Below are 16379 nucleotides of genomic sequence, written 5' to 3'. Positions count from 1 at the left end.
GCTATGGCAGATTCTATGCAGCCAAACACACAGCCAGAGCGCTTAGAAGCAAGCATCGATGCCATTCTGCCCGTAACGTATGCCGATGTCGAAGCCGCAGCCGAGCGCCTCAAGGGGCAAGCACATCGCACCCCAGTCATGACTTCAACGACAATCGATCGTCAAACCGGTAGTCAAGTCTTTTTTAAGTGTGAGAACTTTCAGCGCATTGGAGCCTTTAAGTTTCGAGGGGCATACAACGCGATGGTGCAGTTGCCAGAAGAGCAGCGTCGGCGCGGGGTGCTAGCGTTTTCATCAGGGAACCATGCTCAGGCGATCGCGCTATCGGGTCAACTGCTTGACATCCCTACGACGATCGTTATGCCAGAGGATGCGCCCACCGTCAAACTGGCAGCAACACGCGGCTATAGTGCCGAAGTTGTCACTTACAATCGCTCGACTGAATCGCGGGAAGCGTTGGGTCAGCAATTAGCAGGCGATCGAGGACTTACGCTGATTCCGCCCTTCGACCATCCTTATGTGATTGCGGGACAGGGCACTGCCGCAAAGGAACTCATTGAAGAAGTGGGAGCGCTGGATTTGTTGCTGGTTTGCTGTGGCGGTGGTGGTTTGTTATCGGGTTGCGCGATCGCCGCTCATGCCCTATCGCCCTCGTGTCGTGTCATTGGCGTGGAGCCGAAACGTGCTGATGATGCCACACGATCGTTCTATGCCAAAACGCTACAAACCGTAGAGAACCCAGACACGATCGCTGATGGTGCCCGTACTGCGTCTCTTGGGCTGCTCACCTTTCCACTGGTCTTGCATTACGTTCACGATATGGTGACGGTTTCCGAAGCCGCCATCCTGCGCGCTATGTTCTTTTTGTGGGAACGCCTGAAGCTCGTCGTTGAACCCACGGGAGCCTTGGCGACTGCCGCTTTGTTAGAGGGCATCGTCAACGTTCCCAGTGCCCGCATTGGGGTCATCATTAGCGGCGGCAACGTTGACCTGAAGCAAGCAGGCAAACTGTTTACCAAAGTCACGAAACCGCCTAAAGCTCAGCCTCGCGTACCGTGGGCAACCGAACTGAGCTAGATAGATGTATACCCGCGACCGTTAAACTGATGACCACCTTCTACCAAACTCTGCCTGAGGTGGTTTCACTTCCCGCAAGGTACAGGGAGGACGATGCTATTTAGATTAAGGTTAGAGGAACTTAAACCCCGTTGTTGTTTTCGCTTGGCAACTCAACCTTCGCTTTTCTTGCCCGCTGCATAAACTGTAGGCATAGAGCAAGCAAAGCGGTAGCCACGCGCTCGATCGCACCACTGGAGCACAATCCTTATGTCCCGCCGAAAGTCCTCTCTCTCTGACCTTCAACAACCAGCACGGCAGGCAGCCGCCCAGCCCTGGGTTGAACCACTGGCACGATGCGGCTATGCCGCCAAAGGCGTTGTCTACTTGGTCGTTGGATTCTTAGCAGCACAGGCAGCCTTTACAACTGGGGGTAAAACAACCGATACGAGCGGAGCCTTAGAAACTATCCTCGACCAGCCTTTTGGGAAATTTCTACTGGCTTTAGTGGCGATCGGGTTGATAGGTTATGCGCTCTGGCGCGTTGTCCAAACCGTTTTTGATCCGGAACACGCTGGTGAGCCAATGAAGGCAAAGCAGCTTGTGCAGCGTCTTGGCTACGCTTTTAGCGCAACCGCTTATATTGGGTTGGCATTGACGGCAGTAAAGCTCATCATGGGCAATGGCAAGGGCAATAGTAATGCAACTCAGGATTGGACAGCCCGCTTGATCGCTCAACCCTGGGGGCAAGGGTTAGTCTGTTTGGCAGGGCTAGTGGTGATTGGGGTAGGGCTTTCGTACCTTTATCAAGCCTATAAAGCTGATTTTCAACGTCATTTTCAACGCCATCAGATGAGTGAGACCGAGCGCAAGTGGGCGAAATGGCTGGGGCAATTTGGGATTGCGGCACGCGGCATTGTGTTTGGCATCATTGGGAGCTTTCTCGTTCTTGCTGCCTTGCATGACGATGCCACCGAAGCGATCGGGTTAGGCGGTGCCTTAGCGGCGTTAGCACAGCAACCCTATGGTGCCTGGTTGTTAGGCATCGTTGCTCTAGGGTTGATCGCTTACAGCTTTTACTCGTTGATTGAAGCGCGCTATCGGCGCATTGCCCAACCTCAATAAACCCGCTAGTTCGCCGTCACCTTATAACTGGCGATTGATCTTGAGGTGCATACAATAAACAGCTAAAACAGGGCAGGCTAAAAAGCTCAACGATGCAAAATTGACAACCCAAAACCATAAAAAACTGCTTTAAGGTGCCAATCTTGTTGGCTATGAGCGACCGCTTTCAGCCTGTCCAACTGCTCTAACAGTGGTTAATATGACTTGGTAAGGTCAAACAAAACGTGCAACCTTGACCTGATTCACTTTCTACCCAAATGTGTCCACCATGCTGCTGCACAATGGTGCGGCAAATTGCTAGCCCTAAGCCTGTGCCACCTTTTTGTTGAGCATCTGCCGCTTCTACCTGCTGAAAGCGTTCAAAGACTGCCTCAAGCTTGTCAGCGGGAATGCCTCGCCCCTCATCTGTGACACGAATGAGAAGGTAAGGTGCTGGGTGTTGACCCACTTCAGATAAGTGCGGCGATCGTTCTGCACCTTGGCTCTTCAGTTCGATCGTCCTGCCATGCTCTAGTGCTTCAGTCCGGAACTCAGCGTTGAGCCAGATGCTGCCGCCCGGGTGGGAGAATTTGATGGCGTTACTCAGCAAATTGATCAGCACTTGAAGTAGGCGATCGGAATCAACCCAAACATTTGCACTGACGGAATGCACCGCTAAAACTACAGACTGCTCATCCGCCAATGTTTGCATGACTGCTGCTGCCTGCTCTAAGAGAGCCGCAATCTGGCAGCACTGTTGGGATAAACTAACCGTCCCTGACTCAATGCGCTCTAGGTCAAGGAGGTCGTTAGTCAAACGCATCAAGCGGTTCGTGTTTTTGGCGGCTATATCAAGCATCCGCTGTCCGTTAGCTGGCAGAGTGCCCAGCTTCCCAGTTTGCAGCAGCTTTAAAGCACCTTGAATCGATGTGAGAGGTGTGCGAAGTTCATGACTGACTAGCGCAACCAGTTCACTTTTCATTTGTTCAATAAGACGACGCTCTGTAATGTCATTCAGAATCAGCAACAGACCATCTAAGGGCTGCATTTGACCTGCGGTTTCTCCAGTCAGCGGTTGATAAAACAGTGGCTCTAACTTTAGTTCTAACCAGTGCTCACCGCGATGTAACTCATGAACGCTCATGGGTTGCTGCGCTTTCAAACTTTGTAGATCTGCCTGCCATTGAGCCTTAGAGAGCCACTGAGGCACCAAATGATCGTCAAGACGATCGCCCACCTGGATCTGCAACAAAGTCGCTGCTACAGGATTGCAAAACCAAACAAGCCCATCTAAATCAGCAGCAAGCAAACCGCTAGAAAGACTGCGGGCGATCGCCGCTTGAGCCGACTGCGATCGCCCCAGTTGTTCTGCTAAAGCTGCTAGTTGGCTTGCCTGCTGGACTAATACTGGTTGCTGCAAGTAGTTGGCTAGCGTCGGTTGCAGCGATCGCACGTTGTCAAGCACCACCTCTGGAGTGTACGTCTGCCAAAGATGTTTGACCTGCCGTTGCAGCAAGGCACTCATTCTCAGTTGCTCACAAAGCAAGGTTGTGCCCAGTGTCCCGGTGAACAATGCTAACGGCAAGGCAACGGGCAACCAGTAGCCAACCCAAAGCAACAGTACACTCAAGCCTACCCAGGTTACACTCAAGCACAACCAACTACCGAACCGGAGCCTGAACCGCCAATGGCTTAAAAAGAAGCTCAAGCCCGGTCCCCCAAAGAGCAGGATGGGTACCAGCCAGTAGTCTGGAACACGGTGCAGCGGGTTTTGTCGTAGTAGGTTATGAACGACAGCAGCATGCTCATAAACACCACCTGTAGCCGGATTACTATTAAATGGCGTATTTAATGGATCAAACCCTATTGCCGTCAAGCCAACTAAAACAATTTTGTCCTTAAACGCTTGAGGTGGAATTTGCCCTTTAAGCACCTCGACAAAGGAATAGGACGTTGCTTCTTCCACCGGACCCGGCCAATTGATCCAAAACGGCTGCTTAAGGTCAGGTAAGTTCACTGGGGCTTGAACTAGCCCGTAGGACTGTACTGCTGCAATGCCTAGCGCTGCCTGCTCAGGAATCTGAAGATCAACTTGCTGGGTTAGATTACCTAAGTTCTTATGTTTAAGGATGTGCCCAACCGCGATCGCTGCTTCCTGCAATAGTGGGGTTGGCACCAATGGTACGCCTGTGTCATCCCGCGCTTGAGCCACTACCACGCGCCCATGTTGTTCCATTGCACTTGCCAGTTGTGTATCTTCAGCACTCGGCTCAGACCACAACATATCGAAGGCAACCACACTGGCGTCTGCTTTAGTTAACACCTTCAGCAGTTGAGCATAGCGCTGGCGCGACCAGGGAAACCGCCCCAGCGCCTTTAAACTAGCATCGTCGATCACCACTACCACCACTCGCTTATCCCAGGCAGTTGGTCCCCGAAGGCGAAACAAGGCTTGATAGGAAAGCTGCTCCAGGGGATACCAGGCGCTCAACTTAAACAGCAATCCGACGACAAGAGCTGTGGCAGTACCGGGAAGTAGCCGCCAGCCTAACTTACCAGGTTGCCAGGTCATACACCTGCTTTTTGCCTAACGGCGTTGTTACGACTGCCTGCACCCGTGCTTGGGAGGCAATGGGTAAGGTCAGGTCAAACCGACCATTGCGATCAGTAACTTGTGGCTGCCCTGCGATCGTCAACCCATTCACAAAGTCGATTTGACCGATGAGACGCGCCCAGCGCACATTGCCTTTAATTTCCTTGCGAATCTCAATTTTCAAGCTGGTATCGTTTCGCAAGGGCACTGCAGGAGACGGCGGTTCGCCTGCAACCACTAAATTCTGGAACCCTCCATTCACTGTGATCGCTTTCCCTAGTGCGTTACTGACGACACTGCCGCTCAACGTCGCCAGCCCAGTTTTGCCATCGGGCTGAATACTCACGCCGAACTCAGTGCCTCGTACACCGCTCACACCGGCTGGAGTTTGAATCTCTAGGCGAGAGCCAGGATTAGTAAAGGGTCGCACCTTCAAGCGCACTTGCCCACCTGTCACCTGGAGCCGCGTGATGCGTCCGTTTCCAGGAGCCACTTGCAATGTTTGAATGCGTAGGCTGGTCTGTTCCGAAACGCTAATGGTGCCAATACCTGTATCGGCAGCTAACACCACCTTTGCTTTGCTCCCAGTCTTAATTCCATCGCCAACTGCCTGTAGCCGCAGACCGACCCGCGCTGGTTGAGAGGATTGTCCTCGATATAGAGTAACTGGACCAGCCATCTGCTGAATTTCTAGCCACCGGTCTACTCTAACAGGCACGGTATTGGAGCCGCTGTTATCCGCGGCTGCAAACATAAACATCACCAGGAAGGGAAGGGTCGTTAGCAGAAAATATTTAGTTGAAATCGTCTTAGATTGAGAGCGATTTTCACTCGTTGACTTACGCATCAGTCCCTTCTGTCCAATACTGTAGGCGATTCAGCCTCATTTAACGTACCCAGTTTCATATATGAATGATCGATCTTTAAGGTTGTACTAAGTAGCTAGGCGTAATTATCCATAAGACACATTAAGCGAAGTCGAAATGCTCTCAGTCCTAGGTGTTGGCGGGTTGAGCGCTGTCGAAACCCAGTCTCTCAGTGGTGCTTAATTTAGCCCTCCTACTTACCAGTGAAGCAAAACAACAAAATCTGCTTTAGAGAACTTTTTCAGCGGGTGACAGCTTACTCAGCCCTGTGCAAGCACAACTAAGCCAGCCTTAAATTACCAGAAATGGTTGGTCGATCGCCTAAACTACCTGTGCCAGGGAACGTTTTTTTACATTCCCATACTTAGAGCGCATCTGGTGCGGTTTGGTAGCCACAAGCTTTGTAACAGGCACTGTACGACTGCCTGGTTGGGTTCTTTGCACAGGCTTCGGTAGCGTCTGAGGTACACGGAGGCAAATCCAAAGCCCATACCCCCGATGCGACCAGGTAATAACAACTTGGATGCCTCGCTCTGCTAACGCCCAGCCCAACGAGTAAACTCTCTGACGCTGATCAAACGCGAAAGTGCGTACCTGACGAAATAATTCGTTTGAGCAACGCATGCCGCTTTGCAATTTGCCATCAGCCCAAAAATTAAAGAGTGAAACAAGTTTTTCGTTGATTAGCAAAGGTTCCATCGTTGTAGCTCATCCTAAGCATTAACTGATTCAAGGGGAATGCTGTTGGGTTGAGGGCAAACCAACAACTGCATTACTTTGAATCTAAAGCTAAAAGGTGAGGAACTTGGAAAGAGAGGCATTTCTCCTACATAAGGTGGTAATTATTCGGTTCTAAGCTCCGTCCTTAGAGTTCGCTGACAGCTATCTAAATGGCATCAGCTTGGGGTGATAAGCTTTGCTTGATAAAGGCACCAGCAGCTTCACTATCAAGCGGTTTTGAAAAGAAAAAGCCTTGAGCGTAATCACATTTAAGCGCCTTAAGCTGCATTAGTTGTTTGGATGTTTCTACACCCTCAGCAATCACATTGATACCGAGGTTCCAGGCAAGCTGAATGATTGTACGGACAATTTCCAGTTGCTCTAGGTCAACATCGACGCGGTTAACAAACGATCGATCAATCTTCAACGTATCAATGGGGAAGCGGTGTAGATAAGCTAGCGAAGAATAGCCAGTGCCAAAATCATCGATATAGAGCTGGACACCTAGAGTTTTGATCTGCTGCAACATCCTGGCAGCAGTTTCAGGATTCGCCATAATGGCGCTTTCGGTGATTTCTAACCTGAGGCTACGTGGATCTAGTCCGGTTTCTGCAAGGCTTTGTTGCACCTGTTCAACCAAATCAGGTTGCGAGAATTGCTGGGCTGAAAGGTTCACGCTAACGGTTAGAGGTGGTTCCATCAGGGTTTGTGCTTGCCAAAGGCAGAGCTGCCGACACGCTTCGCGCAATACCCATTGACCAATCGGGTTAATTAAACCAGTTTCTTCAGCCAAAGCAATAAATTTCAATGGTGATACCAGTCCGTTTTCTGGATGCTGCCAGCGTATCAATGCCTCAAAGCCAGTGATTTGTTGAGTCGCAATGGAGACGATCGGCTGATAGTAAAGTTTAAACTCCTGGCGCTCTAGGGCAAGTCGGAGATCTGTTTCGAGGCGTAAACGGGAGGTTGCTTCCAGTCGCACGCCAACATCAAAAATTTCACAACGGGCTTTACCCAGTGCTTTGGCTTGGTACATGGCTGTATCAGCATCATGCAGGAGATGTTCGGCACGATCGTAGACTGTTTGATTCCAGGCAATGCCTATGCTAGCTGTCACAAAAACTTCCTGATTATTCAGGTTAAACGGGGCAGTGAGCGCTTGCTGGATATCGTCTGCTGCCGCCACTGCTAGGTCCATAGCAGCAACATCTCGCAGTAAAATCGCAAACTTGTCTGCTTGCAAGCGAGCGACCGCGCCTGTTGCTGGGAGAGCAGCAGCTAAACGATCGGCAATCTTCATCAGCAATTGGTCTCCCATGTCATAGCCCAAACTGTCGTTGATCACCTGAAACCGATCCAGATCAACCAGAAGCACCGCAATGAGCGGTGGCGTTTGTGGCTGGTTTACGGTTGAGAGTGGTGCAAAAGACTGGTTGAGCCAACTGAGAAACAATGCTTGGGTGGGTAAGCCAGTCAGACTGTCGTAGTAAGCTTGACGTCGCCAAAGGCTTAAAGGTAAAAGCCTCTGTATATTTGGATCGGGGGCATTCTCTACAGGTAGCGGAACTGTCAAACTGTTGGCTACCTCTGGTTCACGCTCTAACACCTCAACGAGATGCATTAAGCGGTCAGTATTGCTTAATGCAATCTCTAACATGCGTTGCCCTCGCTCGGGCAAAGTGCCTAGCATTCCGGTCATCAACAAACCGAGTGCTGCCCGAATGGAGGTAAGCGGAGTGCGGAGTTCATAGCTCACCAAAGCGGCGATATCATCGCTACTTGGACTTGGAGCAACGGGAGGTTCGCAGGCTGCACTATGAGGAGGGAAACTTGTACTCTGTTCTTTCATCTTGCAATTTGGCTAAAGAACCATTCACTTCAAACGATGCTGAAAGGTAGGAGCAGGGACAACGCATCGTTCAACCGTGAATTTACCCCTGCAAGGTGAAGAACTTGAGAAGATTCTAACGTTAGCTGGTCATAGATGCGTTGGGTGATCATAGATACCAGCAAGGGATCATACATTCCAAGCAAGTGCTTCTGCAACCTGATCAGCTAAGGTAACAGGATCAAATGGTTTGGTTAACACAGCCATAACACCTAAGTCAGCAAAGTAGCGCTGGTCAGAGGCTTGCGCTTTAGCCGTTAGTAGAATAACTGGAATTTGAGCTGTTGTGGGATTGGCTTGCAGTTTTTGAAAAGTGGCGGGACCATCCATATCAGGCAGCATCACATCAAGCAAGATTGCGTCTGGCTGTTCCGCTTCAGCCATTGTAATGCCTTCGTGGCTAGAGGCGGCTGTGAAAACGTTCCATCCTCCCATAATTTCTAAGCTGGTTTGGGCGACCTCTCGAATATCATCTTCGTCATCAATAATCAAAACTCGTTTAACTGTCACGACTCATCACCTCGCTAATAATTTGTAATACTTTATAGTCAATGAAAAACTGCTTTTGCTTACGGGGTGTCAAAAGCGCTAGCGTTTAACTTCAACTTCAGTTTGCCCCTGAAGTAAGGCGGGCGATCGCGGCATTGCGATGTCTATCGGCAACGTTATGTAGAACGTACTTCCTTTACCCAGGACACTCTCTGCCCAGATCTGCCCGCCGTGTTGCTCGACTATGCTCCGGCAGATTGTCAGACCTAAGCCCGTACCACCTCTCTGACGAGCATCTGATGCATCAACCTGTTGAAAACGATCGAAGATTACCTCTAGTTTGTCGGTTGGGATACCGCGTCCCTGGTCTTTAACGGTAAGCAGTAGGGTGCCGGGTGTTAGGCTCTGGGTGTGCTGTGTCTGGGTGTGTTGAAGGTTAAGGGTTAGGTTACTTGCGCTCGAAGGGTTCGGCTGAACCGTCACAGCAGGGTTTGGAGCGCCCACCCCTGGCTCTGACTTTTCGCTTGTCTCTTGAGTTAAGGCAGCCGTTAGCCAAACTGTTGTACCAGGTGGGGAGAATTTGATGGCGTTACTAAGTAGATTTGTGAGAACCTGTACCAGGCGATCGCGATCGGCATGCAGTTGAGTGGATGCCGAGGCAATAGAGACGGCAATATTTGCTTTTTCGGCGCTTAACTGCATCTCACTAACGACTTGTTGCATTAGATCGGTAACATCAAAGGTTTGCTTGGTAAGCAGAGATTGACTAGAGCCTAGCCGCTCCAGATCAAGGATGTTGTTAATGAGGACACCGAGGCGATCGGCGCTACTGAAAGCAATCTCTAGCATCCGTTGTCCTTTAGCAGAGAGGCTACCGATTTGTCCGGTTTGCAGCAGGCTAAGTGAGCCTTTAAGCGACGTTAAGGGTGTTCTCAATTCATGGCTCACGACCGAAATAAATTCATCCTTCATACGTTCCATGGCGCGGCGATCGCTAATATCGCGGGCAATAATCGAAGCCCCAGTTCTGTTGCCTGCTGCATCCCGAACGGGAGAGATCGTCAACGCGACATCAATCCACTTGCCATCTTTGCGGCTATGTTGCGTTTCGCAATAGTTTAAGTACTGCGCTGGATTTTCATCAGCAATCATTTCTAGCCATTCGTTTGAGTGAGTTGAGACGGCTAGAAGCACGATCGCTGATCGCCCTCTGGTTTCTTCAGCCGAGTAGCCATAGATTTTCGTAGCACCGGCATTCCAGCTTGTAATTTTGCCGTCTAGCGCTACACCGATGATGGCATCACAAGAGGATTCGACGATCGCCGCTAGTTGAAACAGCGCTTCTTCTGCTTGTTTGCGATCGCTGATATCACGAACCATGACCAGCACTTCATCCTCCCCGCTTACTACAATGCGAGCTTCTTCAGTACAGGCTTTGTCATCTCGGAGTAGCTGAAATTCATAGACTTGCGTCTCACCAGTTTGCAATGCTTTCTGCGTGTAATGGATGCGTTGCTGCGCGATGTCGGGTGGCATGACCTCGTGAATATTTCTGCCCCGCATCTCATTATGTGGTTTTAATACTGTGAAACTTTTAGCAGGAATAAAATCCAGGTATGTGCCATCTTTCGTCATCCGAATCATCAAGTCTGGAATGGCTTCAACCAGTGCACGATTGGTTGCCTCACTTTTGCGAAGGGCATTTTCTGCCTGCTTGCGTTCAGTAATATCAATCCCTGTGCCTATGACGTACTCGACAGCACCATCATCGTCTAACAGCGCTGTATTCGACCAGGCAATGAGCCTCTGTTCACCCGTCTTCGTCATCCAAGCGTTTTCATGGGCATTGGGAAACTGCCCTGCTTTTAAATCTGCAAAAACTGCTTTCACAGGCTCCACGTCTTGCGGCAGCAAAAGAATATCCCAAAAAAGTCGGTGTCTGATTTCGGCGAAGGCATGACCGGTCGTCTGCTCACAGTTTCGGTTGAACCGTACAATGCGACCTTTAGCATCAAGAACAAGCACTAACGCACCGACTGTATCCAAAACAGCAGCGGTAAAATCACGCTCTTGCTCCAGCGTCTCCTCTGCGTAGTAACGTTTTTGGAGTTCAGCGTAGCCTAGGTAGAAAAGCAAAGAGAGAATGACAAAACCCAAGCACGTGGCAGCAAGAAACCGAACGGTTGAATCAGAATGCAACGCTTGCGACCAGGGCTGCTGCTGGAAGTCGATCGCGCTCTGATAAAATATTGCACTGAGTGCCATTAACGCGGCTGTAATACCTGCAAAGCTAATAACACTGCTAGCGAAGCCAATGCGTTTTCGTACTGTTTGTTTTGACTCAACCGCCGATCGTTCTAAAGCGTCAAGATTGCGGCGTAACTCAAGTTGCTTCACTACTTGGCGTGCCAGGATCTCCAATCCTTCAATTTGCTCTGGGCTAAGTATGCGTGGTACGCGATCAATCACACAAAGTGTTCCCAGTGCATGACCTTCTAAGGTAATTAAGGGCACACCAGCATAAAAGCGGACATGAGGCTCAGCCGTAACCAGGAGATTAGTGGTGAACCGTTCGTCCGCAGCAGCATCAGGAACAATCAAAATCTCTCGTTGTAAAATAGCATGGGCACAAAAGGCTATTTCACGTGGCGTTTCATTAACTTCTATGCCTACTTTTGACTTAAACCATTGCCGATCAGCGTCAACTAAACTCACCATCGCTATGGAAACGCCACAAATATGAGCAGCGAGACGAGTGATATCATCGAATGCAGACTCAGCAGGTGTATTAAGAATATGGCACTGATGCAATGCTGCCAGTCTTGCTAACTCATTGGTTGGTAGGGGAGCCTGGGTCATGGACGTTTTGCTAGACCTTGGTGATATTGCTATAAGAGCTAAAAGGCTACTTTGGGCGGTTTGATGAAGCTAGCATATGCAATCGGCTGCGAAGTTCCAGACGGCTTACAAGCTTTTTGTCTGCCAGTGTTGGTGGTTCAAGGCAGACCTAACTTGTTTAAATCTAAACTCAAACTGTGAGGAACTTGGGAAGGCTAATAACAATTCAAAAGGGAATGCCGCAGGCAGAAGAATCTTGATTTGTAGCGTGTCAAAAGGGAATTGGTATTACAGCAGTTTTCACTGAAGTGAACATAATTTTGAGCGAACGATCAGCAGTTGACGAAAAATAGCTAACTGATCGCTGACTGCTAACGAAGGATTGCGGCTGATTCATTTAAACGTTGCCATCGCTGCTTATTGCCTTATCTTAAGGGCTGCTGCTCTCATGCCGTAGCCTACGAGTGCGCTTCAAGCGATTGCAAATGCGGGCAACTAACTCTGGAGCCACGATCGGTTTGCCTACATAATCATCGGCTCCAGCTTCAAAGATTTGATGGAGCGTAGCAGCATCCGTTTTGGCAGTAAGAAACAGCACAGGTACCCAACCCCAACGAGTATTGTTACGAAGTGTGCTGCATAGTTTGATGCCGTCAATCTTAGGCATTTCAATGTCGAGGATGACGAGATCGGGTGCGACGGTGGGCAGAATTTCCCAAAAGCGCTGCGGATCGTCCAGGGGGGTGACTTGAAAGCCCCAAGGTTCTAGTACTGTTTGCAGTACCGTTAGGATTAAAGGATCATCATCGATCGCGAAAATGCTTGCCTCTGTTACTTGACACGGCTCGCTGGGCGGCTGCATTTTTGCTGGCGTTGTAAGTGCCTCCACTGTCGTTTCGCTGCTCGGCTCTAAGGGCTGGGAAGGTACACTGTCTACCGATGCTCGTAAACGGGCTATCAGTGCTAGCAAATCGGTTAACTGTGCTTTTTTTAGCGCTCCTTTAGCTTGCAAAAGCGTCTCGATTTGTCGTGCTAGCTGAGAACCTTCGTCAGCACCAAAGGTGCCTAAAGACCCTGCAAGCTTGTGAGCTTCTTGCAGTGCCTGATCGTGCAGTGCGCTGTCAAGCTGATTCATCTGTAGCGCCTGGGCTGCCTGTTCTAAAACAGCGATGCGATCGAGCACCTTGCCTTGAGCACGCTGCCAAATTTTTGCCACCGCAGCCTGAGTCTGGTGCTGCCGCTGGTCATCTGGTGCTGCTAAAGCTGGTGTTGAAGACTGGGCAGGCGTTTGAGCATATGACTGATTCAGGCGATACCCCAAACCATAAACTGTCTCGACTAAATCGGCGGCTCCAACTGCTTTCAACCGCTGCCGTAGTCCCTTGATGTGGGTCTTCACAGTATCCTCCCCTGGTGGATCGTCATCCAACGACCAGAGCTGATCCAAAATTGCGCTACGGCTGTAGACTCGCTGATTATTCCGCAAGAATAGTTCTAGCAACGCATATTCTTTGGGCGTGAGGCGTAACGGTGCGCGATCGTAGGTCACTTCGCAACTACTAGGGTCAAGACGCAACCTGCCCCACTCCAGCACCGAAGCGGTGACAACTGATCCCCGCCGCAGTAACGCCCGCATTCTTGCCGCTAGCTCTTGCAGGCAGAGCGGCTTCACCAGGTAATCATCAGCGCCTGCATCCAAACCCATTACTTTGTCGTTACTGGTGTCTCTAGCCGTCAGTAACAGTACGGGCACTTGTTTGCCCTGGGCACGCAACTGGCGGCAAAAACTAATGCCATCTAGTTTTGGCAGCATTACATCCAGCAAAATCAAGTCATACGTCAGACTTTCGGCTAGTGCCCATCCTGCTTGACCATCGGCAGCCGTATCAACGACATAATGTTGCTCAGTCAGAGTCGTTCTGAGTAATTCGGCAAGGTGCTCATCATCATCCACTAACAGAATTCTCATTGCAAACGTTGCTTGAGGTTTAGAAGGATCCTATAGCTGAATGCCGTTGCATGAACCCTGAGAGCGATCGTCCGCAACAATCATCACATAGGCAGCAACAAAGGCAGTTCATGAAACTGACCCTTAGTATCAGCGCACTTTTGTGAGGGCTGCAAGATGGGCTGCAACCTTCTAAAGGTGCCCAAACAGCCTCAAGCTGTAACGAAGAAAGGTGCCATCTTCACTGGTTGCCGAAGAACCTGGGAACTCTGGGTGGTGTTTAGTTCTGGCATCCCTTTTTTAGGAACGGCTCGAATCATACCCAAAGGCGAATAACCTTGTCCGTCTTTCCGAGTTCCTCACCTTGTCCGTCTACTTTTGTAATCAAGCGCCTCAATACCCCATTTCAAGGCGTGTGATTGAAATCATGGCTACATCCACCCCCGCAATAACAAGCACTGTAACAGGTTTAACCAGGCAGCAACAGCAGCAGAGCACGGGTCAGTTGTCATCGCAGCACCAGCAGCAAGATTTCCGACAAGAAGGAACGAGTATGGCTAACGGTAAAACATCTCCAGATCACATTTCCATTACCGAATTTAATGCTTCAAAGCAGGTTCAATTTTTTGATGGCTTGAGGACTATTCGTTTTAGTGGGCAACTGTCGCTAAAAAGCCCCTTGGGAAGTGTCTGGACGTTTTACTTTTACCTAGGTCGTATTTTGTATGCTACTGGCGGAACCCATCCAGTGAGACGGTGGATGCGAAATCTAACCGCTTACTGCCCCCAACTCGATGTCGCTCAGTTCAAATCCATGAGCGATCTTGCTAGCCCTGCGATAGAAGCCATGAAGGTTTGTTGGGAGTATCAGGCATTGTGCTCTTGGGTGGCTCAACAAAAAATTACCCGTGAGCAAGCCTCGAAGGTGGTCTGGTCAATTGTTTCTGAGGTGCTATTTGATGTCACTCAGGCAAATGAAATTATCTATTTGGTTGAGTCGAGCAATTCTGTTTTTACGCCCTTAATCTTGTTTGATGCTGAAAGGCTGATTGCCGACGTGCAACAAAAATGGCAACTCTGGCAGCAAGCAAAGGTTGTCGATCGCTCACCCAATCAAGCGCCCATCATTCAACAGCCAGAGCGACTACAGCAGCAAATCTCGGCAGTTTCGTATCAAACCCTCGCGACCTTATTAAACGGTAAGCGCACGCTGAGAGATTTAGCTGTTAAGCGGCAACGCGATGTCGCAGAGGTTACCCGTTCTCTCTTACCCTACATTCAAGCTGGCTTTGTCAAACTTGTAGATGTTTCTGATTCTCCTGTACCGTTTGCGGGTCTCCCGACTGCCGCGACACCAATTTCTACGGTGGGTACCTCTACAACGGCAATGGAAGGCTTGCTGGTTGCTTGTGTGGATGATAGTCCAGCTGTTTGCCGCGTGATGGAAACAATCCTCACTCAGTCTGGGTACCGCTTTATAGGGGTGCAGGACTCGCTACGGGCGATCGCCACGCTGTTAATCCGCAAACCCGATCTGATCTTTCTCGATCTGGTGATGCCAAACACCAATGGCTATGAAATTTGTAGCCAGTTGCGGAAGGTGTCTGCTTTCCGCGATACGCCGATCATCATCCTTACGGGCAATGACGGCATCGTCGATCGAGTGCGTGCCAAGATGGTCGGCGCGTCTGATTTTCTTGGCAAACCAGTGAATGCTGAAACCGTGTTGGCGGTGGCTCACAAGCACCTCAAGCACTTGCAGCAAAACAGTTCTCTGATAGTTGGTTAGTCGTGTGATTCCGCGTTGTGTTTCGGCTTTGTTTCGGTTGGTTGTGTGTTTCAGGTTGATGTCGTCGGTTTAAGCGCGGTCGCTAGTCTTTTAAGGGGATAAATTCCATGAGTACTGTTTTAGTTGTTGAAGATTCTTCGACCGAGATGGAGATTCTCACCGCTTGCCTGCAACGGGGTGGTTTCAATGTTGCGACAGCTAGTAGTGGTGAAGAGGCATTAACCAAAGTTGGCAATATTAAGCCAGATGTCATTATTTTGGATGTGGTTTTGCCAGGTTGCAGTGGTTTTGAGCTTTGCCGTGAGTTAAAAGCTGATGCTCTTACTAACAAGATTCCGGTTGTGATGTGTTCAACTAAAAGCACTGACATGGACAAGTTTTGGGGCATGAAGCAAGGAGCCGATGCTTACATCACAAAACCGATCGACCAGGAAGAACTCGTTCGCACAGTTAAGCAATTAGTTAAAGGCTAAAGCAACCCTGTATTTGGTGCTCTAAGGATAACCATGCTACCTGAGTCTCTACTCGAAACAACCCGCTTTCTCGATCCGCTCATCCAGCCTGACGAAACAACTAAAGGTGTGGGTCAACAGTTTTTACGGTTTCATCTGGAACTAGCCACTACAGCATTATTGCCTGTGAACCAATTGACCGAAGTGCTAACCATTGCGATCGAGCAGATTATCCCAATTCCACATTTGCCCGCCTGTGTGATGGGTGTGCACAACTGGCGCGGCGAGATTTTGTGGATGGTGGATTTGGGTCATTTGATCGGATTAACACCCTTGTACCAGCAGGCATTGAGCGGTTCCACTTACACGGCTGTCGTGATTCACCCTTCAGCAACGACCCGACAAACTAGCAGCCAAATTCAGGCTGGAAAAATGCTGGGCTTGGTGGTTCACCGAGTAGAAGACATGGAATGGTGTAATCCAGATTTAATTCAATCGCCTCCTGCCTCTGCAATTTCACCCGCTTTAGCACCATTTCTACGGGGTCACTGGTTGAACGCTCAGGCAGAACTTGCTCTGGTTTTAGAGGGTGATGCGATCGTTCAATCTTTCTCCAACTAGCCCAACTAAAACTTC

Annotated in this window: 12 protein-coding genes; 5 read left to right on the top strand and 7 right to left on the bottom strand. The window is 49.8% G+C overall.

What is annotated here, in order from left to right:
• The first annotated feature begins 15 nt into the window (after window positions 1-15).
• Window positions 16-1077 (top strand): threo-3-hydroxy-L-aspartate ammonia-lyase, encoded by a 1062-nt coding sequence (locus H6F86_RS04270; RefSeq protein ID WP_190446923.1) that lies wholly within the window; start codon window positions 16-18, stop codon window positions 1075-1077.
• A 249-nt stretch (window positions 1078-1326) separates the two neighbouring features.
• A complete protein-coding gene (locus H6F86_RS04265) occupies window positions 1327-2181 on the top strand; it encodes a DUF1206 domain-containing protein (RefSeq protein WP_190446869.1) in 855 nt (284 codons plus the stop codon).
• Between the two features lie 184 nt (window positions 2182-2365).
• On the opposite strand, the gene H6F86_RS04260 is transcribed toward H6F86_RS04265, so the two are convergent.
• The 7 genes from H6F86_RS04260 to H6F86_RS04230 all read right to left on the bottom strand — a co-directional run bounded on the left by H6F86_RS04260 (window position 2366) and on the right by H6F86_RS04230 (window position 13523).
• Window positions 2366-4732 carry a CHASE2 domain-containing protein gene (locus tag H6F86_RS04260; RefSeq protein ID WP_190446868.1) on the bottom strand — a complete coding sequence of 789 codons (2367 nt, stop codon included), beginning with the start codon at window positions 4730-4732 and terminating at the stop codon, window positions 2366-2368.
• A complete protein-coding gene (locus H6F86_RS04255) occupies window positions 4713-5600 on the bottom strand; it encodes a FecR domain-containing protein (RefSeq protein WP_199305043.1) in 888 nt (295 codons plus the stop codon). The genes H6F86_RS04260 and H6F86_RS04255 overlap by 20 nt, the downstream gene beginning before the upstream one ends.
• A 340-nt stretch (window positions 5601-5940) precedes the next feature.
• Complete coding sequence (locus H6F86_RS04250) at window positions 5941-6318, bottom strand: hypothetical protein (protein ID WP_190446867.1); 378 nt, start codon at window positions 6316-6318, stop codon at window positions 5941-5943.
• Between the two features lie 187 nt (window positions 6319-6505).
• Window positions 6506-8188, bottom strand: a complete 1683-nt coding sequence (locus H6F86_RS04245; protein WP_190446866.1) for an EAL domain-containing protein — start codon at window positions 8186-8188, stop codon at window positions 6506-6508.
• Between the two features lie 168 nt (window positions 8189-8356).
• Window positions 8357-8737: a response regulator gene (locus H6F86_RS04240; protein WP_190446865.1), complete on the bottom strand. Its 381-nt coding sequence runs from the start codon at window positions 8735-8737 to the stop codon at window positions 8357-8359.
• Window positions 8738-8815: 78 nt separating this feature from the next.
• On the bottom strand, window positions 8816-11575 hold the full coding sequence (locus H6F86_RS04235) for a PAS domain S-box protein (protein ID WP_190446864.1): 2760 nt from the start codon (window positions 11573-11575) through the stop codon (window positions 8816-8818).
• A 409-nt stretch (window positions 11576-11984) separates the two neighbouring features.
• Window positions 11985-13523 (bottom strand): response regulator, encoded by a 1539-nt coding sequence (locus tag H6F86_RS04230; protein ID WP_190446863.1) that lies wholly within the window; start codon window positions 13521-13523, stop codon window positions 11985-11987.
• A gap of 406 nt (window positions 13524-13929) precedes the next feature.
• Between H6F86_RS04230 and H6F86_RS04225 the strand changes: the two genes are divergently transcribed.
• From H6F86_RS04225 to H6F86_RS04215, 3 genes are all read left to right on the top strand, one after another.
• Window positions 13930-15291 carry a response regulator gene (locus H6F86_RS04225; RefSeq protein WP_242033356.1) on the top strand — a complete coding sequence of 454 codons (1362 nt, stop codon included), beginning with the start codon at window positions 13930-13932 and terminating at the stop codon, window positions 15289-15291.
• A 107-nt stretch (window positions 15292-15398) separates the two neighbouring features.
• Window positions 15399-15764, top strand: coding sequence for a response regulator (locus tag H6F86_RS04220; protein WP_190446862.1), 366 nt, complete (start codon window positions 15399-15401; stop codon window positions 15762-15764).
• Between the two features lie 33 nt (window positions 15765-15797).
• A complete protein-coding gene (locus tag H6F86_RS04215) occupies window positions 15798-16364 on the top strand; it encodes a chemotaxis protein CheW (RefSeq protein WP_190446861.1) in 567 nt (188 codons plus the stop codon).
• The last annotated feature ends 15 nt before the right edge of the window (window positions 16365-16379 follow it).

This window comes from Phormidium sp. FACHB-592, from assembly GCF_014695795.1.
Lineage (GTDB): Bacteria > Cyanobacteriota > Cyanobacteriia > Leptolyngbyales > Leptolyngbyaceae > Stenomitos.
Note: the sequence above shows the minus strand (reverse complement) of the source record. Positions and strands in the feature narration are given on the sequence as shown.

Bases quoted from the DNA above. Each gene is read 5' to 3' on its own strand.
- H6F86_RS04245 (WP_190446866.1), bottom strand. From the start codon at position 8,188: ATGAAAGAACAGAGTACAAGTTTCCCTCCTCATAGTGCAGCCTGCGAA.
- H6F86_RS04270 (WP_190446923.1), top strand. From the start codon at position 16: ATGCAGCCAAACACACAGCCAGAGCGCTTAGAAGCAAGCATCGATGCC.
- H6F86_RS04230 (WP_190446863.1), bottom strand. From the start codon at position 13,523: ATGAGAATTCTGTTAGTGGATGATGATGAGCACCTTGCCGAATTACTC.
- H6F86_RS04225 (WP_242033356.1), top strand. From the start codon at position 13,930: ATGGCTACATCCACCCCCGCAATAACAAGCACTGTAACAGGTTTAACC.
- H6F86_RS04255 (WP_199305043.1), bottom strand. From the start codon at position 5,600: ATGCGTAAGTCAACGAGTGAAAATCGCTCTCAATCTAAGACGATTTCA.
- H6F86_RS04265 (WP_190446869.1), top strand. From the start codon at position 1,327: ATGTCCCGCCGAAAGTCCTCTCTCTCTGACCTTCAACAACCAGCACGG.
- H6F86_RS04250 (WP_190446867.1), bottom strand. From the start codon at position 6,318: ATGGAACCTTTGCTAATCAACGAAAAACTTGTTTCACTCTTTAATTTT.
- H6F86_RS04235 (WP_190446864.1), bottom strand. From the start codon at position 11,575: ATGACCCAGGCTCCCCTACCAACCAATGAGTTAGCAAGACTGGCAGCA.
- H6F86_RS04260 (WP_190446868.1), bottom strand. From the start codon at position 4,732: ATGACCTGGCAACCTGGTAAGTTAGGCTGGCGGCTACTTCCCGGTACT.
- H6F86_RS04215 (WP_190446861.1), top strand. From the start codon at position 15,798: ATGCTACCTGAGTCTCTACTCGAAACAACCCGCTTTCTCGATCCGCTC.
- H6F86_RS04220 (WP_190446862.1), top strand. From the start codon at position 15,399: ATGAGTACTGTTTTAGTTGTTGAAGATTCTTCGACCGAGATGGAGATT.